The 22,915-nt window shown below is 62.7% G+C and carries 26 protein-coding genes, 1 tRNA gene and 1 pseudogene; 8 read left to right on the forward strand and 20 right to left on the reverse strand.

Annotated features, from left to right (window positions below; genetic code table 11):
* Positions 1-60 precede the first annotated feature (60 nt).
* The 4 genes from IEV87_RS01205 to argB form a co-directional block, all read right to left on the reverse strand.
* Complete coding sequence (locus IEV87_RS01205) at positions 61-390, reverse strand: DMT family transporter (RefSeq protein ID WP_188475810.1); 330 nt, start codon at positions 388-390, stop codon at positions 61-63.
* Positions 391-479: 89 nt separating this feature from the next.
* Entirely contained in the window at positions 480-986 is a 507-nt protein-coding gene (locus IEV87_RS01210; RefSeq protein WP_188475811.1) for a SixA phosphatase family protein, read from the reverse strand.
* A gap of 16 nt (positions 987-1,002) precedes the next feature.
* Positions 1,003-1,662 (reverse strand): ferredoxin, encoded by a 660-nt coding sequence (locus IEV87_RS01215; RefSeq protein WP_188475812.1) that lies wholly within the window; start codon positions 1,660-1,662, stop codon positions 1,003-1,005.
* 1 nt (position 1,663) lies between these two features.
* Positions 1,664-2,530 (reverse strand): acetylglutamate kinase, encoded by an 867-nt coding sequence (argB, locus tag IEV87_RS01220; RefSeq protein ID WP_188475813.1) that lies wholly within the window; start codon positions 2,528-2,530, stop codon positions 1,664-1,666.
* Between the two features lie 186 nt (positions 2,531-2,716).
* On the opposite strand from argB, the gene IEV87_RS01225 reads away from it, so the two are divergent.
* Positions 2,717-3,295: an outer membrane protein gene (locus IEV87_RS01225; RefSeq protein WP_188475814.1), complete on the forward strand. Its 579-nt coding sequence runs from the start codon at positions 2,717-2,719 to the stop codon at positions 3,293-3,295.
* A gap of 3 nt (positions 3,296-3,298) precedes the next feature.
* Here IEV87_RS01225 and yihA read toward each other — a convergent pair whose 3' ends face one another.
* From yihA to ttcA, 5 genes are all read right to left on the reverse strand, one after another.
* Complete coding sequence (yihA, locus tag IEV87_RS01230; RefSeq protein ID WP_188475815.1) at positions 3,299-3,949, reverse strand: ribosome biogenesis GTP-binding protein YihA/YsxC; 651 nt, start codon at positions 3,947-3,949, stop codon at positions 3,299-3,301.
* Complete coding sequence (locus IEV87_RS01235) at positions 3,946-4,683, reverse strand: MOSC domain-containing protein (protein ID WP_188475816.1); 738 nt, start codon at positions 4,681-4,683, stop codon at positions 3,946-3,948. The genes yihA and IEV87_RS01235 overlap by 4 nt, the downstream gene beginning before the upstream one ends.
* The gene (gene yidC / locus IEV87_RS01240; protein WP_188475817.1) at positions 4,683-6,506 is read right to left on the reverse strand and encodes a membrane protein insertase YidC; all 1,824 of its coding nucleotides are present in this window, start codon (positions 6,504-6,506) and stop codon (positions 4,683-4,685) included. The genes IEV87_RS01235 and yidC overlap by 1 nt, the downstream gene beginning before the upstream one ends.
* Positions 6,507-7,017: 511 nt before the next feature.
* A complete protein-coding gene (locus IEV87_RS01245; protein ID WP_188475818.1) occupies positions 7,018-8,565 on the reverse strand; it encodes a putative bifunctional diguanylate cyclase/phosphodiesterase in 1,548 nt (515 codons plus the stop codon).
* A 56-nt stretch (positions 8,566-8,621) separates the two neighbouring features.
* A complete protein-coding gene (ttcA, locus tag IEV87_RS01250) occupies positions 8,622-9,515 on the reverse strand; it encodes a tRNA 2-thiocytidine(32) synthetase TtcA (RefSeq protein ID WP_188475819.1) in 894 nt (297 codons plus the stop codon).
* Positions 9,516-9,560: 45 nt separating this feature from the next.
* Between ttcA and IEV87_RS01255 the strand changes: the two genes are divergently transcribed.
* A complete protein-coding gene (locus tag IEV87_RS01255; RefSeq protein WP_188475820.1) occupies positions 9,561-10,805 on the forward strand; it encodes an NAD(P)/FAD-dependent oxidoreductase in 1,245 nt (414 codons plus the stop codon).
* Positions 10,806-10,812: 7 nt separating this feature from the next.
* Here IEV87_RS01255 and yidD read toward each other — a convergent pair whose 3' ends face one another.
* The 3 genes from yidD to rpmH all read right to left on the reverse strand — a co-directional run bounded on the left by yidD (position 10,813) and on the right by rpmH (position 11,618).
* Entirely contained in the window at positions 10,813-11,034 is a 222-nt protein-coding gene (gene yidD / locus IEV87_RS01260) for a membrane protein insertion efficiency factor YidD (protein ID WP_188475821.1), read from the reverse strand.
* Positions 11,031-11,372: a ribonuclease P protein component gene (gene rnpA / locus IEV87_RS01265; protein ID WP_188475822.1), complete on the reverse strand. Its 342-nt coding sequence runs from the start codon at positions 11,370-11,372 to the stop codon at positions 11,031-11,033. Before rnpA ends, yidD begins: the two co-directional genes overlap by 4 nt.
* A gap of 111 nt (positions 11,373-11,483) precedes the next feature.
* A complete protein-coding gene (gene rpmH / locus IEV87_RS01270; protein WP_043868490.1) occupies positions 11,484-11,618 on the reverse strand; it encodes a 50S ribosomal protein L34 in 135 nt (44 codons plus the stop codon).
* Between the two features lie 284 nt (positions 11,619-11,902).
* On the opposite strand from rpmH, the gene IEV87_RS01275 reads away from it, so the two are divergent.
* From IEV87_RS01275 to IEV87_RS01295, 6 genes and pseudogenes are all read left to right on the forward strand, one after another.
* Positions 11,903-12,622 carry a TVP38/TMEM64 family protein gene (locus IEV87_RS01275; RefSeq protein ID WP_188475823.1) on the forward strand — a complete coding sequence of 240 codons (720 nt, stop codon included), beginning with the start codon at positions 11,903-11,905 and terminating at the stop codon, positions 12,620-12,622.
* Positions 12,619-14,022 (forward strand): dihydrolipoyl dehydrogenase family protein, encoded by a 1,404-nt coding sequence (locus IEV87_RS01280; protein WP_188475824.1) that lies wholly within the window; start codon positions 12,619-12,621, stop codon positions 14,020-14,022. Before IEV87_RS01275 ends, IEV87_RS01280 begins: the two co-directional genes overlap by 4 nt.
* An 18-nt stretch (positions 14,023-14,040) precedes the next feature.
* The gene (locus IEV87_RS01285; protein ID WP_188475825.1) at positions 14,041-15,441 is read left to right on the forward strand and encodes a sensor histidine kinase; all 1,401 of its coding nucleotides are present in this window, start codon (positions 14,041-14,043) and stop codon (positions 15,439-15,441) included.
* Positions 15,442-15,512: 71 nt separating this feature from the next.
* Positions 15,513-15,589: transfer RNA gene (locus tag IEV87_RS01290), tRNA-Arg, on the forward strand.
* Between the two features lie 195 nt (positions 15,590-15,784).
* Positions 15,785-16,003: pseudogene (locus tag IEV87_RS23030) on the forward strand (hypothetical protein); the annotation flags it as partial.
* A complete protein-coding gene (locus tag IEV87_RS01295) occupies positions 15,958-17,610 on the forward strand; it encodes an ATP-binding protein (protein WP_188475826.1) in 1,653 nt (550 codons plus the stop codon). The pseudogene IEV87_RS23030 and the gene IEV87_RS01295, both read left to right, overlap by 46 nt.
* 668 nt (positions 17,611-18,278) lie before the next feature.
* On the opposite strand, the gene IEV87_RS01300 is transcribed toward IEV87_RS01295, so the two are convergent.
* From IEV87_RS01300 to IEV87_RS01335, 8 genes are all read right to left on the reverse strand, one after another.
* Entirely contained in the window at positions 18,279-18,692 is a 414-nt protein-coding gene (locus IEV87_RS01300) for a hypothetical protein (protein WP_188475827.1), read from the reverse strand.
* Positions 18,693-18,814: 122 nt separating this feature from the next.
* Positions 18,815-19,255, reverse strand: a complete 441-nt coding sequence (locus IEV87_RS01305; RefSeq protein WP_188475828.1) for a hypothetical protein — start codon at positions 19,253-19,255, stop codon at positions 18,815-18,817.
* The gene (locus IEV87_RS01310; protein WP_188475829.1) at positions 19,252-19,746 is read right to left on the reverse strand and encodes an HK97 family phage prohead protease; all 495 of its coding nucleotides are present in this window, start codon (positions 19,744-19,746) and stop codon (positions 19,252-19,254) included. The genes IEV87_RS01305 and IEV87_RS01310 overlap by 4 nt, the downstream gene beginning before the upstream one ends.
* 4 nt (positions 19,747-19,750) lie before the next feature.
* Positions 19,751-19,969, reverse strand: coding sequence for a hypothetical protein (locus tag IEV87_RS01315; protein WP_188475830.1), 219 nt, complete (start codon positions 19,967-19,969; stop codon positions 19,751-19,753).
* An 8-nt stretch (positions 19,970-19,977) separates the two neighbouring features.
* Positions 19,978-20,223: a hypothetical protein gene (locus tag IEV87_RS01320; protein ID WP_373284046.1), complete on the reverse strand. Its 246-nt coding sequence runs from the start codon at positions 20,221-20,223 to the stop codon at positions 19,978-19,980.
* A gap of 197 nt (positions 20,224-20,420) precedes the next feature.
* The gene (locus IEV87_RS01325; protein WP_188475832.1) at positions 20,421-20,759 is read right to left on the reverse strand and encodes a hypothetical protein; all 339 of its coding nucleotides are present in this window, start codon (positions 20,757-20,759) and stop codon (positions 20,421-20,423) included.
* Positions 20,752-22,251 carry a PBSX family phage terminase large subunit gene (locus tag IEV87_RS01330; protein WP_188475833.1) on the reverse strand — a complete coding sequence of 500 codons (1,500 nt, stop codon included), beginning with the start codon at positions 22,249-22,251 and terminating at the stop codon, positions 20,752-20,754. Before IEV87_RS01330 ends, IEV87_RS01325 begins: the two co-directional genes overlap by 8 nt.
* Positions 22,244-22,840, reverse strand: coding sequence for a terminase small subunit (locus IEV87_RS01335; RefSeq protein WP_188475834.1), 597 nt, complete (start codon positions 22,838-22,840; stop codon positions 22,244-22,246). The genes IEV87_RS01330 and IEV87_RS01335 overlap by 8 nt, the downstream gene beginning before the upstream one ends.
* Between the last annotated feature and the right edge of the window lie 75 nt (positions 22,841-22,915).

Genomic DNA, 22,915 nt, shown 5'->3' on the forward strand with positions numbered 1-22,915 from the left:
GTTACAGCGCGGCCCCTTTTGTTTGCGCGACGGCTTCGCCGCTGTTTCGCGCTGCCGCCCTCAGTGCACCGAGGTCTTGGACACGAAGTTCAGCAGCACCACCCCGGCCACGATCAGACCCATGCCAAGCGCACCCCAGAGGTCGACCTTCTGACCGAACACCAGCCAGCCGGCAGAGGCCACCAGCACGATGCCCAGCCCCGACCAGATCGCATAGGCGGTGCCGATCGGAATGGATTTCAGCGTCAGGGACAGGAAGTAAAAGGCCACGCCATAGCCGACCACCACAACGACGGACGGCAGGAGGCGGGTGAAGCCTTCGGAGGCCTTGAGCGAGGAGGTGGCGATGACCTCACCGGCGATGGCGATCACGAGATAGAGGTAGGGCATCGGGCGCTCCTTGGCTGACAGGACCCCGGTAGCAGCGCCGACGGGAAGTGTCACGGCCCCGCGATGCAAGCGCGGGTTCAGGGGGGAGTTCAGTCGTCGCCCTTGCCGATCAGTTCGCGCGGGGTGATGAAATTCACCACGCGGGAGGAGCCGAAATGTCCGGCCTCCCAGTCCTCCATCGGGATTTCCACGACAAGCGTGGCGGCGGTCGGAAAATCCCCGAACCTGCCGTGGGGCGGGGGGGACGCGACAACGCGGCGAGCGAAGTCGGCGACGCCGGGATTATGGGCAATCATCATGACCGTCGCACCCTCGGCCTTCTGCATCGCCGCCATCATCGTGTCCGCATCGGCGAGGTACAGTTCCGGCAGGACGCGCAGTTCTCCCCCGATCTTCAGGCGCTTGTGGGTCTCAAGCGTGCGCGCGGCATCGGAACAGAGGATCAGGTCCGGCACGATCCCCAGCCCCGTCAGCCACCTGCCAACCGCCTTGGCGGACTTTCTCCCGCGCCGGTTCAGCGGGCGGTCGTGGTCAGCCAGCGTGGGGTCGTCCCAGCTCGACTTGGCGTGCCGCAGCAGAACAAGGCGTTTCACCATGTGGGGGAGGGTCCGTCTAGAGGAAATGAGTCATGTGAAAGGCGGAATGCGCTGGTACCCTGCCATGAGCCTTGCCGCAAGGGCAAGCGCGACGTGCTCGGCAACCCTCTGACATGCAGTCATTTCCGTGCGTGTCCCGCAGGTATGCCTTGCAACGGGGCACGTCGTAGCCGTCCGGTCCAAGCGCAGAGACCGGACAGGCGGTGAGGCAGGGGCGAGTGGCGCAGCTGTCGCAGGGCGAGGGGACGGGCGGGGGCAGGTCGATCACCTCGCGAAGGGCAAGCGCGCCGCGGAAGGACAGGAACAGGCCCGCCGTCGGGTGGACCATCATGCCGACCGGAGACTGGTGGACGTGGCCGGAGGCCAGCGCCCAGGAGATGAAGGCGGGGAAGGGCGGTCCGCCGAAGGGGTAGAGCGGGGTGGCGCCGATTTGTTCCGCCCATGTTCCGATGACGCGGCGCGACCAGCGGTCCATCGGGTCTGGCGCGCCGTCTGTGTACTCTGCCGAGGCGGTGAAGGCGGGCCAGAATCCGGGTTCGTCGGGGGAAAGGAGGAGCAGGGTGCGCGTGCCCTTGGGCAGGTCGCTCCGGGTGGCGCAGCGGGCGGAATCCAGCCCGGCGGTGATGCGCAGGTGGCGGCGTTCCGCCTCCTGCGACAGCTCCGCCAGGGAGGTCATGTCAGTCGCCGCGGATCAGGGATCCGGCACCATGTTCCGTGAAGAGTTCCAGCAGAGTGGCGTTCGGGGCGCGCCCGTCGAGGATCACCACCGCCCGCACGCCGCGTTCGATGGCGTCCAGCGCGGTTTCGGTCTTGGGGATCATGCCGCCCGCGATGACCCCGTCCTTGGTCATCTGGCGAATCTGGGCGGCGCGCAGTTCGGTGACGACCTCGCCCTCCGCATTCTTCACGCCCGCGACGTCGGTCAGCAGCAGCAGCCGGTCGGCCTTGAGCGCCCCGGCGATGGCCCCTGCGGCGGTGTCACCGTTGATGTTGAACGTCTCACCGTTGCGCCCCATGCCAAGCGGCGCGATCACCGGGATGATATCGGCTGCGAACATGGCGTGCAGGATCGTGGTGTCCATTTCGACCGGCGTGCCGACAAGGCCCAGTTCGGGGTTGTCGGGTTCGCAGATCATCAGCTTGGCGTCCTTGCCCGAAAGGCCGACCCCGCGCCCGCCTTCCTGATTAATGGCCTGCACGATGCGCTTGTTGACGCGGCCCGAGAGGACCATTTCGACAACTTCGACGGTTGCGGCGTCCGTCACCCGCTTGCCGTTCACGAATTCGGACTTGATCTGAAGCTTGTCCAGCATCTCGTTGATCATGGGACCGCCGCCGTGCACGATCACGGGGTTCACGCCGACCTGGCGCATCAGCACGATGTCGCGGGCGAAGACCTGCATCGCCTCGTCGTCGCCCATGGCGTGACCGCCGAATTTCACAACGACTATCGCCCCTTCGTAGCGCTGCAGGTAGGGCAGGGCCTGGGACAGGGTGCGGGCGGTGGCGATCCAGTCGCGGTTCATGGTGTTCTGCGTTCTCATGTTCAAGGCCCCCCATGGGTCGGGCTTGTTGATACGGCCCGATCCCGCGCGTGCCAAGAGGCACAATTGGCGCATTTATGCCACAGGCTGCCGATCACGGGAACCTGCATGGACCTTCTTGCACAAGCCTGCGTTGTGTCCCTGAAGGCGACGACATCGCCTCACGAATTTAACAGGAGACGACCCATGAACCGCATTACTACCCTCATCGTCGGCACCGCCCTGACCGTGACCGTCGGCGCAGGCGCCGCACTGGCCGGCAGCCCGACGCCCGCTCCGGCCGATCCGGTCGTGCCTGCTCCGATCGCGCCCATGCCGGTGACCGGCGACTGGACCGGCGGCTACTTCGGTGGCTCGCTCGCCTATGGCGACTGGGATCTTGGCGCTGCTAACGGTTCAGGCCGCAACGAAGGTGCGTTTGCCGGCTACGACTATGATTTCGGGTCCTATGTCGCCGGTGGTGAGGTCCAGTACATCGGTCACGACGTAGTGGTCGGCGGGGCCAAGCTGCAGGACATGTGGCGTGTGAAAGGCCGGCTCGGCTATGACGCCGGCAAGACCCTGATCTACGGGACGGCCGGTTACGCGAGCGCCTCGACCAATGCCGGAGACAGCGACGGCTACGTTGCCGGTGTCGGTGTCGACTACCGCTTCGACAACAACATCACGCTCGGCGCCGAGTATCTGTACAACGAGTTCGACAACATCGGCGGCAACAAGCTGTCCGGCAACACGATCGAAGCGCGTATCGGCTACCGCTTCTGAGGATCAGTCGATCCCGGCGATGATGCTGCGCAGAGTCGCGATCCCGTCGCCTTTTTCGGAGCTGGTGAGAACCAGCGCCGGGAAGGCGGCGGGATGTTTTGCGAGTACCTTCCGCGTGACATCGAGGCTCTTGTCGAGCTCCGAGGCGCGCACCTTGTCCACCTTCGTCAGCACGACCTGAAAGGTGACGGCGGCGGTGTCGAGAAGGGACATGATCTCCTCGTCCACCTTCTTGGCGCCATGGCGTGCGTCGATCAGCACGAAGGCGCGGCGCAGGGTCTGGCGGCCGCTCAGGTACTGCTTGAGAAGACGCTGCCATTTTTCGACCACCGGCAGGGGCGCGTTGGCAAAGCCGTAGCCGGGCAGGTCGACGAGATAGCCCTTTTCCCCTAGTGTGAAGAAATTGATTTCCTGCGTACGTCCCGGTGTGTTGGACGCGCGGGCGAGCGCCTTGTGCCCGGTCAGGGCGTTGATCAGGCTGGACTTGCCGACGTTGGAGCGTCCGGCAAAGCAGACCTCCATCCGGTCGGCGGGGGGCAGGCCGTCCATGGCGACGACGCCCTTCACGAATTCTGTCATGCCGGCGAAGAGAATGCGGCCGGTTTCGGCGGTCCGGGCGTCCGGCTCCTCTGCCACGGGGAAGCGGAGCGTCATAGCGGCGTGACCTCGTCCCCGGTCCGCAGGCGGCCGCCCTTTGTCACAACCAGTGCAACGGCGAAATCCTGATGGCCGAAGTCTTTCAGGATTTCCAGGGTCGGCACGTTGCGAATACCGGTATCAGTGTCCACCGTGGTGGCCATGCAGCGGTCCAGCCGGGTTTCCACCTTTGCCTCGGCTTCCCCGATGCGGATGGTGCGGCCGACCCAGTCGAATTCCTCCCACGCGGCGAGGCCGTCGAGGAAGACGTTGCAGCGCCAGCGATGGACTTGGAACGGTTCCGTGGCCTTCTCGGCGACGGCGGCGTGGCTGGCGAGGCTGGCCATTGAGATCGAGGGGATGGGCGTGTCCGTCAGCCCGCGTTGCGGCGGGGCAGGGACCAGACGGGTCGGCGCGGCGCGGCCCTTGTCGACCAGCGGGGCCACCCAGTCGACCAGCGCGGCGCTGTCGGTCGTCGGGTCTATGGTCAGGTCGGGACGGTCGGGATGGGACAGGTGCAGCTTCGCCCCCTCGGTCCGGAGCGTCACCGCCATGAGCGACGGCGAGGAGGCGCCGCGGATGAAGTTCACGCAGCGGTTCCATTCGCCGTCGGTCAGTTTCGCGGCCTCGTGCGCGACGGCCCAAAGACGATCGCCGGGCAGGGTCTGCCCGGCGACAAGGTCGACCTCCGCCACCTCTTCACGGCCGATGGCCTTGATGGGATGGCGGTAGAGCGCGGCAACGGTGGCCATCACTTTTTCCCTTCCACAGCCTTCTTGCGGCTGAAGCTCTTGCGGATGTTGCCGAAGACATCCGGCTTGAACCCGTGGCTGCGCATGATCGCATACTGCTGCATGAAGGTGATCGTGTTGTTGGTGATCCAGTAGAGCACGAGACCCGAGGCGAAGTTGCCGAGCATGAACATGAACACCCAGGGCATCCAGGCAAAGATCATCTGCTGCGTCGGGTCCGTGGGCGCCGGGTTCAGCTTCTGTTGCAGCCACATGGAGATGCCGAGCAGGATCGGCAGCACTCCGAGGGAGAGGATCGCGACAAAGCTGTCGGGATCGGGCGCGGCGAAAGGCAGCAGGCCGAAGAGGTTCAGGATCGACGACGGATCGGGCGCGGAGAGGTCGCGGATCCAGCCGACCCAGGGCTGGTGGCGCAGTTCGAGGGTGACGAAGATCACCTTGTACAGGCTGAAGAAGATCGGGATCTGCAGCAGGATCGGCAGACAGCCCGACGCAGGGTTCACCTTTTCCTTCTTGTAGAGCTCCATCATTTCCTTCTGGAGCTTCTGGCGGTCGTCGCCGGCGCGTTCCTTCAGCTTCTCCATCTCGGGCTGGAGTTCGCGCATCTTGGCCATGGAGGCGTAGGATTTGTAGGCCAGCGGGAAGAGCAGCATCTTGAGCAGGACGGTCAGGGCGACGATCGACCATCCCATGTTGCCGATGAAGCTGTGCAGCCAGTGCAGGACGGCGAAGATCGGCTTGGTCAGGAAGAAGAACCAGCCCCAGTCGATCGCGTCGAGGAAACGGGTCACGCCGGCCTCGTTCTGGTAGCGGCGGATGGTTTCCCATTCCTTTGCGCCGGCGAAGAGGCGGCTGTCGGTGGTCGCGGTCTGACCGGCGGCGACCTCGAGCGCGGGCAGGACGGCGTCGGTCTGGAAAATCTCGCGGTTCGGATAGTACTTCGCGGTGGAGCGGAAGGCACCGTCGGGGATGATCGTGGACATCCAGTAGTGGTCGGTGAAGCCGATCCATCCGTTGTCGGCGACCTCGATCCGTTCGGCGGGGGCGCCTTCGCGGCTGTCTGTGTCGTAATCTTCCATGCCGGAGTACTTGGTTTCCTCAAGCTCTCCGTCCGACATGCGGACGAGACCTTCGTGCAGAACGAAGAACTTCTTGAGGTCCGAGGGGATGCCGTGGCGACGTAGCAGCGCGTAGGGGCGCAGGGTCACGGCGGCGTCGGTTGTGTTTTCGACCGACTGGGTGACCGTGAACAGGAAGCGGGAGTCAACGGAGATGGTGCGGGTGAAGATGAGCCCGGCGCCGTTGTCCCAGGTCAGGGTGACGGGGGTGTCCGTGGTGAGGGTCGGCGTGCCCTCGACGGTCCAGATGGTCTGGTCGGTCGGCACGGCGTTGGCCTCGACCCCGGTGACCGGGACCCAGCCATAGAGCGCGTAGAAGGGATCGCGTTCGCCCTCGGGCCGCAGGACCGTGACCTGGGGCGAGTCCTCGTCCAGCGTCTCGCGGTAGTTCTTCAGCCTGATGTCGTCGATCATGCCGCCGCGCAGGTTGATCGACCCGGCCAGGCTGGGCGTGTCGATGTCGATACGCGGCGCAGGTTCTTCCGTGGCGGGCGGGGCGGAGGGCGCGGCGGTGCCGGTCGCGGGTTCCGCGCCCGGGGTCATGGCGGTGCCGGTTTCGGCGCCCTGCGTGGTCTGCGCCGCCTCGCTTGCGGGAACGGGGTCGTTCGGGGCCTGTTCCGGAGGGGGGAAGAGCAGGAACCAGACGACGATCACGACGAAGCTGAGCACCGTCGCAAGGATGAGGTTCTTGTTCTGGTCGTCCATTGGTTCCCGTTCCGCCCGTTCAGATTGGTAGGTGGGTTCAACAGAGGTCGCAGTCAAAGGTCAAGGCGGAATCGGGAAATCGCGGCGTCGTGTCTATCATGCTGCCTACGGCGGGATGGGGCATGGCAAGCGATGGCGCGGTGCCGTCAGGTTGGCCGTGGTGCCGCTTCTTCGTGGGGTCGCGGGGATGAGACGGTCCTGTCGCCGTGCCGTTGTCGCGGCGCTACCGGGGGCTTTGAGCGGCGGCGCTGGAGATGGTGTGCCATCGCGGCGCTGCCGGTGGGCGGACGGCATGATACGGCCGGCGTCAAGATGGTCCGGTGCTGCTGACGGGATGGTGGCGTGGTCGTGGGACCTTAGGCGCTTCCGTTCCCGGCCCATGCGACGGAGCCGAGCGGTCACGATCGCGGCGCCTCGGGTCTGTGGCGGGCCGCGACCGCGCCTCAGCTTGGCACACCGACCGGGTGCGGCGGCGCGGGTCTTCTGACATGACGGGCGGGTCCCTTTTCCCTCACCCCTCCCGCCGGGTGATCCGGGGCGGGTCCTGCCAGGACGCGATGCGCGCGCGCATCCAGTCACCGGCGGCGTCGAAGGGCATGGGGTAGCCTATGCCGAATCCCTGCACGTGATTGCAGCCAAGCTGGGCGAGCATGGCGTGTTCGCCCGGTGTCTCCACCCCCTCCGCCAGTGTTTCGAGTCCAAGTCGTTCGGCCATCGTCAGGATTGCCGCCACCATGCGCTGCTGTTCGGCGTCACGATCGACCTTCATCACAAAGCTCCGGTCGATCTTGATGCGGCCCACGGCAAAGCGCCGGATGGAGGAAATGGAGGCGTGGCCGGTGCCGAAATCGTCGAGGTCGATGCGGCAGCCAAGCCGGGCCAGGCCGTTCACATTGCGCGTCACCATATCCTCGGGCGAGGCGGCGACGACGGTTTCCAGCACCTCCACCGACAGGCGGTCGGGCTTCAGGTCGTGGCGGTCGAGTTCCCATTTCACCCGGTCGATCAGTTTGGGATTGCGCAGTTCGTCCGAGGAGAAGTTCACACCTATCGTCGGTACCTCCAGCCCCGCGTCGTCCCAGGCCCTGAGCGCTTCGAGGGAGCGGCTGAGCATGACCTCCCCCAGTCGGGCGATCTTGCCCGCGTTTTCGAGGATCGGCAGAAAGTCCACCGGCGCGACGGGGCCGCGTTCCGGGTGGGTCCAGCGCGCGAGCGCCTCGAACCCCGTGATCCGGCCGGTGTCGGTGGAGATCTGGGGCTGGAAGTGCGGGCGGATCTCTCCGTTCTCTAGCGCTTCCGCGGCCTCGTCGGCGAAGGTGTGGCGGGAGCGTTCGGAACGCCGCATTTCATCCGAGTAGGACCGGATGGCGGAGGGGGCGTTCCGCATCGCTTCGCCCAGAGCGGTCGCCGTGGCCTGGATCAGCCCGTCGCCTGACACGTCCGGCGTGCGCGAGCCGAGGCAGAAGCCGATGGAGGCGGAGACGTAGATGACGGTGTTGTCGAGGATGATAGGTTCCTCCGCACTGACCTGCAGCCGGCTGGCCATCTGGATCGCGGCCTCGATGTCGAGGTGGGACACCGGCGCGAGGGCAATGCCGAAGGCGGCGCTGCCGGTGCGGCAGGCGAGGTCGTCGTTGCGCAGGACAGAGCGCAGGCGTTCGCCGGTCCTGGTCAGGATGTGGTCGCCGGCGGTGCGGCCGTAACGTTCCACGATCACGTCGAAATCGTCGATGGCGACCATGAAGCAGGCCGTCGCGCGGCGGGCGGAGCGGGAGCCGGTCATCGCCGATGTCAGCGCCGCTTCGAGGCTGTCACGCAGGGGCAGTCCGGTCACGCCGTCACAGGCGCGGATCGGTTGCGGGGCCTGGCGCGAGAACCCGCCGAGCAGAGCGTAGAGCGCGGGCAGGCCAAGGGCGAGGGCGATGAGTGTCGCTTCCCCCCCGAACCAGAAGGCGCCAAGCACGAGAGCCGGCAGGAATGCCAGCATCTGCGGCCCGACAATCAACCGGCGCAGGCGGTTGCGCTGGCGAAGCAGGTTCTGGCTGACGTGCCGGAGCATCGGCATCCCCTTGTCCGTGACTTCGGGGACGCTACAGGGAGATGTTCAACAGCCCTTTAACGCAGATCGGGAATATCGGTTTTTTCGTCAATTTTGTCCGACCCGGTCAGGGTCAGCCCGGCAAAGTCGAAAATCTTCGGATCCAGCATGTGCGACGGTCGGATATTGGTCAGGGCGCGGAACATGACCTGCCGCCGTCCGGGGCTGTTTCTTTCCCAGCCGTCGAGGATCTGCTTCACCTGCTGGCGCTGCAGACCGTCCTGCGATCCGCAGAGGTCGCAGGGGATGATCGGGTAGTTCATGGCACGCGCGAATTTCTCGCAATCCGCCTCGGCGACATGGGCGAGGGGGCGCAGGACAAAGAGGTCGCCGTCCTCGTTCACCAGCTTGGGCGGCATGGTCGCGACCCGGCCGCCGTGGAAGAGGTTCATGAAGAAGGTCTCGAGGATGTCGTCGCGATGATGGCCGAGGACGACCGCGGAACATCCCTCCTCCCGCGCGATGCGGTAGAGATTGCCGCGGCGCAGGCGCGAGCAGAGCGCGCAGTAGGTGCGCCCGGCGGGGACCTTGTCGACGACGATGGAATAGGTGTCCTGGTATTCGATCCGGTGCGGGACCTGCATCCGGGACAGGAAGTCCGGCAGGACAGTGGCGGGAAAGCCGGGCTGGCCCTGATCAAGGTTGCAGGCAAGGAGTTCGACCGGCAGCAGGCCGCGCCATTTCAGTTCGTAGAGGACCGCGAGAAGGGTGTAGCTGTCCTTGCCGCCGGAGAGGCAGACCAGCCATTTCTCGGGTGTGCCCTCGGCCAGACGGGCATCGGCCCCGACCATGCCATAGTGATCCACCGCCTCGCGCACGTTCTGAACGATCCGCTTGCGCAGCTTCTTGAACTCGGTGCTTTTGGGAGCGCCGTGGAAAAGCGGGTGGATGTCGTCGAGATCGTCAAGCATGCTTTGCCCTATCGCATTTTGTGCGGGGCGGGGAAAGGAGTTCCGGTGAGCGCGAATGATTTCGACGTGGCGGTTGCGGGCGCGGGCATCGTCGGGGTGTGCGCGGCGCTGTGGATGCGGCTGCGCGGGCTTTCGGTCGTCCTGATCGATCCTGATGAGCCGGGGGCGGGGACCTCCTTCGGCAATGCGGGGACCATCGCGACCTATGGCTGCCTGCCGGTCAACGATCCGGCGGTGTTGCGCGGTCTGACGGGGCTGCTGTTCGGAGCGGAGAGCCCGCTGTCCGTGGACTGGGGCCATGCGCTGCGCAATCCGCGCTGGATGCTGTCGTTCCTGGCGAACTGCCGTGGTGCACGGTCGGCAGAGATCGCGGGTCATCTGGCGGGGCTATTGGGCCATGCGGATGGCGGTATCAATCCACTGATCGCGGAGGCGGGGGCTGAGGACCTCATCGTGTCGCGCGGCCAGCTGTCGGTCTGGTCGACGACGGACGGAGCGGACGGTGCGACGGAGGGGATCGCGCGACGCCGGGCGCTTGGCGTTCGGGCAGAGGAGGTGAGCCCGGCAGAGGCACGGGAGATGGAGCCGGGGGTGGCGCTGGACATCAAGCGGGCGGTCTGGTTCCCGGATGCGCGGCATGTGCGCGATCCGGCGGGGCTCGTCAGACGGCTGCACGCGCGATACGCGGAACTGGGTGGTGTAACGCGGGCAGAGCGGGTGCGCGGCGTCGCGGAGGACGGGTCCGGCGTCACGGTCGATACGGGTGAGGCGATACGGGTCGGGCGGGTTATCATTGCCTCCGGTGCGTTCTCCGGCCGGATCGCGGGAAGCGGGGCAGAGCGGCTGCCGCTTGGTATGGAGCGGGGCTATCACCTCATGTTCGCCGGCGAAGCGGAGCGCGTGACCCGTCCCGTCGGCTGGTCGGAGGGCGGGTTCTATGCCGTTCCGATGGCGCAGGGGCTTCGGCTGGCCGGCACGGTCGAGATCGCCGGGCTGGGGCGCGAACCGAACGCACGGCGGCTGGCGTATCTGGGGCGCAAGGGGCGGGAGATGTTCGGCGTGTTGCCGGAGCCGACGTCGTCCTGGCTCGGCTTCCGTCCGACGATGCCGGATTCGCTGCCGGTGATCGGATTGGCGCCGGGCCGGGCGCGGGTGATCCATGCCTTCGGGCACCAGCACCTCGGCCTGACGCTTGGCGGTATCACGGGCCGGATCGTCGCTGATCTGGCGGAGGGGCGGCAGCCGAACCTCGACATCGCGGCCTTTGCGCCGGGGCGGCGGTTCGTCTGAGGCTGGCCTAGTCCGGCACGTCGTCCACGCCCATGCCGCCCCAGGGATGACAGCGGGCGATGCGCTTTGCGGCCAGCCAGCCGCCCTTGATGCCTCCATGTTTCTCAAGCGCCTGAAGCGCGTAGGCTGAACAGGTGGGGTCGTATCGGCAGTTGTGCCCGACCCAGGGAGAGAAGACCGCGCGGTAAGCCCGGACCGGCAGGGCCAGCAGGCGGGCGAGTGGGGTCATCCGTGAAGCTTTCGCAGGGCCTGCCGCAGATCGTCCTGCAGGGCGGCGAAGTCGCGCTCGGCGGTATTGTCGCGGCTGCCGATCAGGACATAGTCCCATCCGGGCCGCCCATGGTGGGGCAGGACAAGGCGGGCGACCTCGCGCAGGCGGCGCTTGGCGCGGTTGCGGGCGACGGCGTTGCCGACCTTCCTGGAGCAGGTGAAGCCGACGCGGATCGCCTCGCCCTCGCCGCGGTTCAGCGCCTGCACCATCATCCCTTTCGTCCCCTGCCGCTTCCCCCGCGCACAGGCCAGAAAATCGGAGCGTTTCAGAAGCGTTTCTAGCGCAGGAGCCGTCATCGAAGCCGTCCGGACAAGCGAAAACCGCCCGGACGTTCGCCCCGGCGGTCGGTTGATCTTGGGTCGCGGATGTCGCAGGGGCGGGGCCGGTCATGTCCGGCCCGCACGGGCTTATGCCGACAGCGACTTCCGGCCGCGGGCGCGGCGGGCGTTCAGGACCTTGCGGCCTGCCTTGGTCGCCATGCGGGCGCGGAAACCGTGACGCCGCTTGCGCACGAGGTTCGAGGGTTGGTAGGTGCGTTTCATCGCTCCGTCTCCGTCTGCTTGCGCCTGTCCGGCGGTGCGCCGGGCCGGCGCGGGTGTTCTTCGGGTGCGGCCAAGGTCGGACGATGCGGGAATCGCCCATGGCCCGCGGTTGTTCGAAGCCCGGTCTATAGGCGGGGGTCCGGGATATGTCAAACGTGCAAAACCGTTTCCGGGACGGTTTTCTTTACAGACTGCCTCCGGTCCAAGACCGGGCCGGTGCACGGGGGGCTGTTCAACCACCCCGCCCGCGGCGCATGCTTCCCGGACCAAGTGAGGGAGTCCGGATGACCCAGTCCGATCAAGACCCGCCTTCTGCCCTGCGCCGGCTCTGGCCGCTTGGCCTGCTGGCGCTCTGCGCGCTGCTGGCGGGGTGGGCCTTTTCCGACCGGCTGAGCTATGCGGCACTGCAGGAGAATTACGCCGCGCTGGAACGAATGCGCGACGGGGCCTATGCCGCGACGGTACTGGGCTTCGTGGCGGTCTATGCGGTGGTGGTGGCGCTGTCGCTGCCCGGTGCTACCATTGCGACGCTGACCGGGGGCTTCCTGTTCGGTGTCTGGCCGGGGGTCGTGTTCAACGTCATGGGCGCCACGGCGGGGGCGACGGTGCTGTTCCTTGCGGTGCGGCTTGGCTTCGGTCGGGCGCTGGCGCGGCGGGTGGACCAGAGCGGGGGCCGGATCGCGGAGGTCAAGCGGGGGCTGGACCGGAACCAGTGGTCGATGCTGTTCTTCATCCGCCTCGCCCCGGTGGTGCCGTTTTTCGTGGCCAACCTGATCGCGGCCCTGATGAACGTGCCCCTGTCGCGCTTCGTGATTTCGACCGCGCTCGGCATCCTGCCGGGAGCACTGGTCTACACCTCTGTCGGGGCGGGGCTGGGGCGCGTGCTTGAGACGGGGGGCACCCCGGACCTCGGCGTGATCTTCGAGCCGCATGTTTTTCTTCCGCTGCTTGGCCTCGCAGTTCTGTCTCTTGTCCCGATGCTGGTGCGGGGTCGGGTGCGATGAGGCCGGACCTGATCGTCATCGGAGCCGGGGCGGCAGGTCTTTCGGTTGCCTCGGGTGCGGCGCAGATGGGCGCGCAGGTGGTGCTGATCGAAGGCGGGGAGATGGGGGGAGACTGTCTCAACCACGGGTGCGTGCCGTCCAAGGCGCTGATCGCCGCGGCTTCGGCGGCCGAGGCGATGCGGCAGGCAGGGCGGTTCGGGATCGCGCCGGTGACGCCCGTGGTCGATTTCGCAGCGGTGATGGACCACGTGGCCGGGGTGATCGCGGAGATCGCCCCGCACGACAGCCAGGCACGGTTCGAGGGGCTGGGCGTTCGGGTCATACGCGGCATGGCGCGGTTCACCGGTCCGCGGGAGATCGCGGTGAACGGAGAGGTGATGAGTGCCCGCCGCATCGCCATCGCCACCGGGTCGCGCCCCTTCGCGCCGCCTGTGCCCGGGCTGGCGGGGCTGCCATATCTGACAAACGAAACGGTCTTTGACCTGCGGAGCCTGCCGCGTCACCTGCTGGTGCTGGGTGGCGGTCCGGTTGGCGTGGAACTGGCGCAGGCCTTCCGGCGGCTTGGTGCAGAGGTGACCATCGTGCAATCGGGTTCCCTGCTGCCGCGTGAGGACCCGGAGGCGGTGGAGGTGGTTCGCGCGGCGCTCCTCCGCGAGGGCGTGGAACTGCGGGAAGGCGCGAAGGTGGAGGAGGCGGGCGGTGTCGAAGGCGACCTCTGGCTGCGGGTCGGGGAGGAGCGGATCACGGGGTCGCATCTGCTGGTGGCGACCGGGCGGCGGCCTTCGGTGGACGCACTTGACCTCGCGGCGGCCGGGATTGCGACGGACAAGGGCGGCGTGGTGACGGACCGGCGGCTCCGGACCTCGGAGCGTCGGGTGTTTGCCGTGGGCGATGTCGTGTCGGGCAGCCCGGACTTCACCCATGTGGCGGGCTATCACGCGGGTGTGGTGATCCGGCAGGCGATGCTTGGCCTGCCCGCGCGGATCGGGGCGCTGATCCCCCGCGTGACCTACTGTCAGCCGGAACTTGCCCAGATCGGTCTGACGGAGGAACAGGCCCGCGCGAAGCATGGCCGGGTCGAAGTGGTCCGGCACGGCTTTGACACCAGCGACCGCGCCCGGACCGCACGCGAAACGACCGGATGGGTCAAGCTGATGGTCCACAGGGGCCAGGTTGTCGGTGTCACGATCGTCGGGGCCCACGCCGGGGATTTGCTGGCGCCCTGGGTGCTGGCCCTGTCGGCGGGAACCCGTCTGTCCACGCTTTCCGGCCTCATGCTGCCCTACCCGACGCTGCCGGAAACGGGCAAAGCGGCGGCGGGGGCCTATTTCTCGGCGAAACTCTTTGGTAATCCATGGGTTGAACGGGGCGTGCGGCTTGTGCAGCGCGTGATCCCGTGACCTGAACCGGGCCCCGCCATGCTGAGATCCCTTTCCGGCCGATTCCTGATCCTCACGGTGCTCTTCGTGATGCTGGCCGAGGTCATGATCTTTGTGCCCTCGGTCGCACGGTTCCGGCAGGACTATCTGCTGTCCCGGCTTGAGCGGGCGCAGATCGCGTCTCTGGCGGTTCTGGCGGACGATGCCATCGACCCGGACGTGGAAGAGGAGCTGCTGCGCAACGCGGAGGTCTACAACGTCGTGCTGCGCCGGAACGAGGCGCGGCAGCTGATGCTGTCATCCCCGGTGCCGGAGGAGGTGACAGAGACCTACGACCTGCGCGAAGCCTCGCCCCTCGTCCTTATCAGGGACGCAATCCAGCGGCTGATCGATCCGGAGCCGCGGGTGATCCGTGTCATCGGCAACCCGGTGCGCGAGGCGGGGCTGCTGATCGAGGTCACCATGCCGACGGCGGGGCTGCGCGAGGCGATGTTCGATTTCGGCGGGCGGGTGCTGGCGCTGGCGACGATCATCTCGCTATTGACAGCGGCCTTCCTGTTCCTTGCGGTGCGGGCGCTGCTGGTCGGGCCGATCAAGCGGGTGATCGGTCAAATGCAGAGCTATGCCGCCGCGCCGGAGGACGCGCGACGGATCATCGAGCCCTCGGCCGGGATCACCGAACTGCGCGCTGCGGAGGCCGCGCTGATGCAGCTCGAGACTCAATTGACGGGCGCGCTCAAGCAGAAGGAGCGTCTGGCTCAACTGGGGTCCGCGGTGGCGAAGATCAGCCACGACCTGCGCAATATCCTGACCTCGGCGCAGCTGTTCACCGACCGGATCGAACAGTCCGAGGATCCGACCGTGCGGCGTCTGGCGCCCAAGCTGGTGAATTCGATCTCGCGCGCGATAAACCTGTGTGAAAGCACGCTGGCTTTCGGCCGGTCCGACGAACCGGCCCCGCGCCTGACGCTGGTGCCGCTGGCGGAACTGGTCGGCGACGTCATCGACGGAGAGCGGCTGGCCGTCGGAGAGGCCGACGTAAGCTTTGCAGAAGACATCCCCGCCACCATGACCGTGCGTGCCGACGCGGAACAGTTGCACCGTGTCTTCCTGAACCTTGTGCGCAATGCCCGCCAGGCGATCGTGGCGACGGGGAAACCGGGCGAGATCTCCGTCTCCGCCCAGGAAGACGACCGGGCCTGGGTGGTGCGCGTCACCGATACAGGCCCAGGTCTGCCGCCCAAGGCGCGGGACAACCTGTTCACACCGTTCCAGGGCGGCACGACGCGGGGCGGGGCGGGGCTGGGGCTCGCCATTTCGTCGGAACTGATCCGGGGGCACGGCGGGCAGCTGATGCTGGACGACACCGGGCCGGACGGCACCTGTTTCCGCATAGTGCTGCCGAAGATGGTCGTGTCGCAGGAAGACGCGGCGGAATAGAGGCGGATCGCGCGCGGCCGGGAATTTTCCTCTTGAACTCGTGCCGGGTGGCGGATAGATGCACCCCCTACGGACCGATAGCTCAGCTGGATAGAGTACTTGACTACGAATCAAGGGGTCGGGGGTTCGAATCCTCCTCGGTCCGCCACCTTCCCTTGAAATTGTTGAATAATTCGGAAGCGCGGGCGGCTTACCCGCCGAATTACCCATACATCAGATATTGAGTGCAGGCACTCCGACGCAGGGTTGCGCTTACCTTGGTATGTTGCGGAGTTCACAGAACTGCACGCCGCGCGCGAACAATAAGCTTTCTCCTAATTCCGACCGGACACCCACATAGCGAGGCTACTTCAGCGTGGTCAAGCACGGTACGAAGGGCATGTACCAACAACGCGCCAAGAAGCACCTGCATCGCTACTCGGCTGAGTTTGATTTTTGGTATAACCATCTTCAGGCAAATGGTACGGATGATGTAGAGCGTGATGTGCTGGCCTTGATGGGGCAGCAGGTTGTCCGATGGCCCGTCCATCACCCTATCAGTACGCTCAAGAAATTTTCGTAAAGCTCGAGGGGGCTCGAGCTTTACGATTCTTGCGTGGAGGATTTGGTGTGGGAGAACAGTTAAATTTCTTCTCAAAACTCGACAATCCGACGCTAGAGCAACTTCTAACGCCGGACCAAATCTATGAATCCAACGATGTTGGCTTGCTCCTGAAGCTAGGTGAAGATCATCGTCTTGACTATAAATCGGCCCGCAGACAGCCAAAGGATTTTGCGAAAGAACTTTCAGCGTTCGGCAACGGCCCCTCCCATTTTGGTGGAGTAATTGCGGCGGGAGTTGAGAAGGACGGTACGATTACAGGATGCAAGTTTCTTGATGAGAGCGGATTGCAAAGGCTTGAAGCCTTTGGCTCGACCCACTGCTCAAGTGGCCGGTTCGAATCGCGTAGGGTGCCTTGCAAGAACTCAAAGGGCGAAGATGATTTTCTTGTCTTGTGCAGAGCTTTCTATGTTCCGGATCGGTTGGTCGCTCTGAATGACGGCACAGCGTTTCATAGAGTTTCCCATGAGACCAAGAAACTTGATGACGACGCGAAGAACGAACTTCGGGTTGCCAAGGGTGAAAGGTCTTTCGAGCAAGAGGTCAGTCGTCTAAAATACCCGGATGATTTTCATCTTGATCGGGTCAGAGCATTCTGCTCCAATATTCGGAGAGAGTCCGGCCTGCGTGCAGACATCTCTGACGAACAGATCCTAGAAAATAGGATGCTAGGGCACCGGACAGATAACGGTTTCGCGGCATCTAATGCTATGGTTCTTCTCTTTGCTAAGCAACCTCAGCGTGATATGCCGGGTGCATATATTAGAGTTCTGAGGTTTGAAGGAACCGAACAGAAGTCAGGAAAAAACTTTAATGTCATTCAGGATCGCACGTTCGAAGGAACAGTAGTGGATCAAATTCACAACTGCGCCGTTTTTATTGGTGCTAACTTGAGGGAATTCACTCACTTTGAAAATGGACATTTCGAGTCTCGACCGGAGTATCCTGACGACGCTTGGTATGAGTTGCTTGTAAATGCGGTGGCTCACAGGTCGTATCAGTATCGAAACGCCAACATATTTGTTCGGGTTTTCGATGATAGAATTGAATTTGATAGTCCTGGTGGGTTCATGCCTCAAGTTACCCCAGCGACCATCTTCACGATGCACCGACCTCGTAACAGACAGCTTATGTTTGCACTTAAGGAGTTTGGAGAGGTCAAGTGCATGAACGAGGGAACAAAACGTGTTAGAGATGAAATGGTTGAGGCACACTTGCCTGAACCTGTATTCCGTCCAACAACGGAAGATAACACTGGGGTGCTAGCAGTCCTATCGAACGATATTGCGAATAGACAGAATTCGTTGGATAGCGAGGCATACCGGATACTCGGCGAAGCTCTGAGCTTATCCCTTAGCCCCGACGAGCGGAAGATAGTGAACTACGTTATTGAACATAAGACAATAAACGTGAGTGAGGCTCTGCGAATAATGAGTACGAACATCTGGCATACGGCAAAAGGGGCGCTGAACAGACTCGAAAGGCGTGGAATTCTGGACTTTTACTCCACCAAAGAGCGCGATCCTAAGGCTCACTATCGCTTAGCAAGGCAAGGTAAGAATGGCTGACGATAAGAAACACCTACTCGAATGCATCGAGGAAGCCGTCCGGTGACTCGGAATGGACGGCGACGAAGTCCACTTCAGCCATTGGCCCAAAAAGACAGTGAAGCAGAAGGGTGACGATGAGAAATCTGACAAATTAGGACTTCACCGTCACTGTGCAATGTGATGATATGACGGAATGAGGAATGGATTAACCGCCTAAATATCCGCGGTCGGGTCGCGATATTCAGGACGAGCAGTGAACCCTAAGCCAGTCGTTCGCCTCTTTGCTTGCGAGGCGAGTACCCCAGCTCGGCTTGGGTTTGACTTGGATGACGACAATCGTGTCGTCATCATCCAGCAAAGACCTTATCCAATCCCTAACTTCAGCCGCCGTGTTGTCTAGTTCGATCCCCCAGACACTTTCATTAAGCCGAACCCCGTGATTGGCAGCCATTGCGTCGTAAAGAGACTTATAGTTCCTACCGTAGTGCGTGTCGTAAGTGATTATGAATGTCCCCATGTCAGACTCCTACAACATTCTGAGGTGAAGCTAATCAGAGGTGGCGGATTCTGCAACGGTTTCGTCAAAAATACAGACAACTAATTTTCCTTGTCCGCTAAATATCTCGTCTTTATAAACTTAAACCGGCTCTCGGAGGTATCCGGTGTTTCTGCCTGCGGATCGGCTCTCAATGTAGAAGCTCGAAGTCATTTGCTGCGACGGTGTTCCGCACCACTGAAGGCAGGCAATTGCCTGAGCCTTTGCGACTTGGGTCCGACCGGTGGCAGAATTGAGCTTGCTCATTCGTAAGGAGATAAAAAGTCGGCGACATCGTCGTGATGTTCAGTGCCACAAAAAGAAACAAGTCCGCGTCGCCTTTGGTTTCCATGAGAACTGGCCAACGGCCGATTTCTGTCTCTCTTTGTATGAACTGACGCGTCTTAACTTCGACGGATAGGGCTTTTCCGCGAACGATGACTACAATGTCGTGACCGGGTGCGCCCGAAGGACTTGAGTACGCAGTGTGACCTAAGCTGATGAGCTTTGCCAGCGCTAGAGCCTCGCCAAGTTCACCTGCTTGTAAGTGCGAAAGCTTTTTCACAAATTGCCTTTCCATTTTCCTCGGTCAATATCTAGTTGCTTCGCTCTTTTACGGAGAAGGTGCAATTACTTCTTGTTGGTTTTCCAACGGCGTTTCCCCTGCGACTTGAAGTGAGAACCGCTCTATTTCCCCGGTTCAGCCCGCGCCCAACCAAGGGGCGACATTTCCATCGCGGCTTTCACCGGCGCGGGGAGTGGCGCTTTCTTGGTCACGGTGTAGGGCTGTGGCCCAAGTGTCTGGTGCATGACGCCGTTGGCGGGGTCTCCGAAGTCGGTCGGGTTGCCCTTGGCCACCGGCGGCTTGACCGGGATCGCAACAGCAGGGCTTGGGCGGCGGGGCAGCAGGCGGATGCCCCGGCCGTTGTCGCCGGCGGTGGGGTCGAAGATGATGCCGTATTCGCCTCGGGTCCAGCCGCGCACGTTGTCGAGAATGTCGGCGTTCAGAACATCGCTCTCAGGCGACCTGAGCCAACGCTCAATCAGGTCATTCGAGACCTGCAACGCGGTCGTCATTCGAGCGCGTTCTTCCGGGGTCTGGTGCTTCACAGCTTTGGTGAGGTTCATCGGGATTGTCCTTTGAGGGCGTTCAGCGTCAAGCTTACGCGTGTCAGGGCGGCAATAGCGGCGGTTGTGGGATCGGAGGTTTTTTCCGTCGCGGACATAGTCGCCTCAGAGTTCGCCGGGAAAACCACCACGCTTACTTCATCCAACTCGACTTCGGTGAACACAGGGCGCTCGTCCTTGTCGAAATACCATTCGACCGGAAAGAAACCGACGCTGAAATTCAGTCCGCCTTGGGCCTTGGTGGCGACAGCGATATCCCGTCCGTATGAGATGTCTTCGTTGATATCGGCTTCGATCCAGAGGCCAGCGTTCCGCACTTCCAGCTTCTTGATGTGACCGAGAGGCTGACGGGGATCATGATGGAACAGGAACTTGATACCTTTAGGGCCGGTCAGACCGAACCGGGCAATGCTCTTGGCGTAGGCGCTCGGCAGGACGGTATGCCCTACATGGTCCCTATCCCCAGTGCTGGCCCAACCTTCGACATGCACCGCCTTACCCTCCGAACAACCGTTTCATCTCGGCTACGGTGTCGGCCAGAGAGGTCGGTTCAACCTTCACAGCCCTGCGTATGCCACCGAGGTCATCCACATCCTTCGCAGTCAGGCGGGTGCCTGACCGGCACTTCTTGACTATGTCATCAAGGCGCTGGGTCTGGTGGCTGGTGAGCCGGTTCAGGTCGTAGTGGTCGATGCCTTCAAGCGGGTTCCTCATGGCTTCCCTCAGAAAAACAAGTGGAAGTTCGCGAGGACCATATTGATGGTCGCTTCCCGCCGTTCAGGTTCATACCCGAGTTCATCGAACAGGGGGGTCATCGCGTTTCGCAGATAGGTCCGACGCGGGTCTTCATCGTCTTGGTATTGGCGGAACTTCTTGAAGAAGACGCGGTGCGCGAAGTCGGAAATGGAGCGACCTTCGGCTTCCGCCATCGCTACGATACTTTCCCGTTCTTCGGGCGATACACGCATTTGGATATACACAAGGGACCTCCATCGCAGAGCATTGGCCCCCAATATGCGCCTTGCGATCTATTGTCGGCAATGCGAATATTCTGTAAGTTTCTGAAATTAATGCGTTTTTATGCGGGTTTATAGGCGGGTAGTCTCCCGCAATCTCGCAAAATCTGGGACAATTGGGTAAAATGCGGCTTCTGAATAAGGAGCCATCAAATCCAATCAACGTCACTAAACGCTTGTTCGGCCAGTTTGTAGGCGTCGACTGATCGGTTGTGGACCTTGATTGTTGCGCCGACTGCCTCAAGCCTTGCGTGGATCGACGGGAAGCCGGGAGGCAATACTACGGTCTTGGACCGCAGGGCTTCTAGGGCGGCGGCGTTGTCGAAGATCAGAACGTCCGAGACAAGGTGGCCGTTCACGTCCACCTCCACAAGTCTGCCGGGACGCTGATGATATCGGACTTCCACCATGGGGTAGAAGCCAAACCCTGTGACAGGTTTCTGCTTTAGTTCGAGGTCTGGCGACCCGCCGCCTAGTTGCTCAAGCATAGCTCACACCACCTGATTGCAGTTCGGTCAACTCAGTCTCGGAAATGGCATACCGGACCGCGGCGACTATGTGGTCCTCTCCGACGGTGGAAAGCGGGCGACGGACTTTCCCGGTTTTCGGATCGACAGCCCATTTGAGGTTTCGAAACTCTTGTTCGGCCACCGGGCAGCGCGGGTCGATCATGATGTCGCATGACTGTAGTTTCCTGATGCCCGCCACCAGCGACCCCGGACCTTTGACGGCCGGACGCGCCGATACTTCGCCACTCGCTTCAAGCGCACTAATCATCAGTGGCATGGCGCTGTCGCATAGGAAGTTCATGCCTCCGGTCGCTTTCGCCAACCGCCATAGCTCATGGTTCGGAACGGCGCGTTCGACTGCCTCCGACCGGATATAGAGCACGGGGCGCATCCCTGCGTCGGGTTTGAAGCCGGGAAGGGCGCTCGGCATAATCACATAGGCTTTGACGGCGGCACTCGGGTCATCGCCACCGTAGCCAAAGTCCATACCAGCGATTTCTATGACTTCGTCGCAGTCACCGTCATTGGGTAGCGCAAGCCAGTTCAGGTGATCGACAGAGATGTTGGGGAAGATCGTCGCTTCGGTGATTTCGAGATGTGCACCGCGCCAGATGTGATTGAACTTGTCGGCGCTGTCACGTTGGAAGCTGGAACGCATCTCAGCCGCAAGGCGGGTTCGGTACAGGTAGGGGTTGTCCTCGACCAACCGGCACTGGACCAAGCTCCGTTCGGGCGGGCTGTCCCCACGGAACAGAAGATCAACAGCGGAAGGTTCCTCGCCGGGGTTCCAGGTCCATATGCAACGGCTTCCCTCCATACGGATGGTCGGCAGTATGATGTCGATGCTGTGTTGCGTGAGAAGCTGTGCCTCATCCGCCCAAAGGATCGAAACCCCTTCGAGTGCCTTACCGACAGACTCGGCATTGCTGCCGGTCAGACCAATGAAAATGATCTGAGACCCGGTCCGCTTGTTCTTCATCTCGAACTCGGTAATCTCCCAGTCCGCCGCCCACGGGCTCTCCTTTATTTTGTTGTCCAAGACCTCTTTGCTGGACTCCTTGATCCGTTTCATGAACTCCCGTGCACCCGCCACGCGCTCTTTGCGCGTGCTGGCCAGTTCAACAATTGCATCGGCAGCGTCGAATGACTTCGCGCCCCCACGTCCTCCGAATACCGCGTAGTGATCGAACATCCCGCCATCGGTCATTCGGGCGAAAGGGTTCTTTTGATCGGGTTCATACTCCGGCGGGTGCCACGCAAACATTTTCGGAAGCCGCTCGACTGCCGCGTGCATCGTCTCGATTGCCTCTGTCCGCAGGGCTTTGGAAGCGGAGGCCAGCACCTCGTAGACCTTGCCGGGGGCTGTCTTGTAGTCCAGCTCCAACACACGGCAAAAGGCACAGTGTCTTTCTATGAAGGACGCCTTGACCTGAATGTCATCCCACGGAGCGTAGAACATCCGTTCAGCCATAGGTCAGGCTCGGCATGATGAACGGGAAACCGGCGTCGATCTGAGCTTGTGAGTAGCGCGGCGGTTCAAGGCCAGCGGCGTAGATGCAAGCCAACTGCTCGTCCGTGCAGTCCGGGTGCATCTTGTCGGCCACCGTGTTGGGGTCGATTTTGGAGGGGCTGTTGGTATCCTCCAGCCGAATTGTCTCGGCAAGTCCGAGGTCTCGGCTGATGACATGGGCGTTCAGTAGACCAGCCGCTGCGCCTTCGAACTTCTGCGCATACATCACGTCTGCAATGTAATCGAACGCCTCTTTCAAGTTCTCCATGTTCTTCCGCATCCGGTAGAGACAGAAACTGTCAGTCCCGAGGAAGACTGCGAACCTGGACCAAGAAAGTGCGCGCATCTTCGGCACCCTCGCCATGATTGCGTCGCCTTTACTGACAAACGGCTTGTGTTCGATCAGCGGGTTTTCTTCATTCCATGTGTAGTATTCCAAGAACTTCGCCATGAGTTCTTCTGGAGTTTCGAACATGCGCGGATTGTGAGCGAAGGTTCCCATGCCCTGCAAACCGCTCTTTACGCCCAAAGCTGGCAATGTCTCCGGCATCTCTGCACCCTCGCAACGTATTCGGCTTTTCCAATATATCCCAATGAGCCATTGTCGCCAAGCGTAAATATCTGT

The organism is Primorskyibacter flagellatus, assembly GCF_014638275.1.
GTDB lineage: Bacteria > Pseudomonadota > Alphaproteobacteria > Rhodobacterales > Rhodobacteraceae > Pseudooceanicola > Pseudooceanicola flagellatus_A.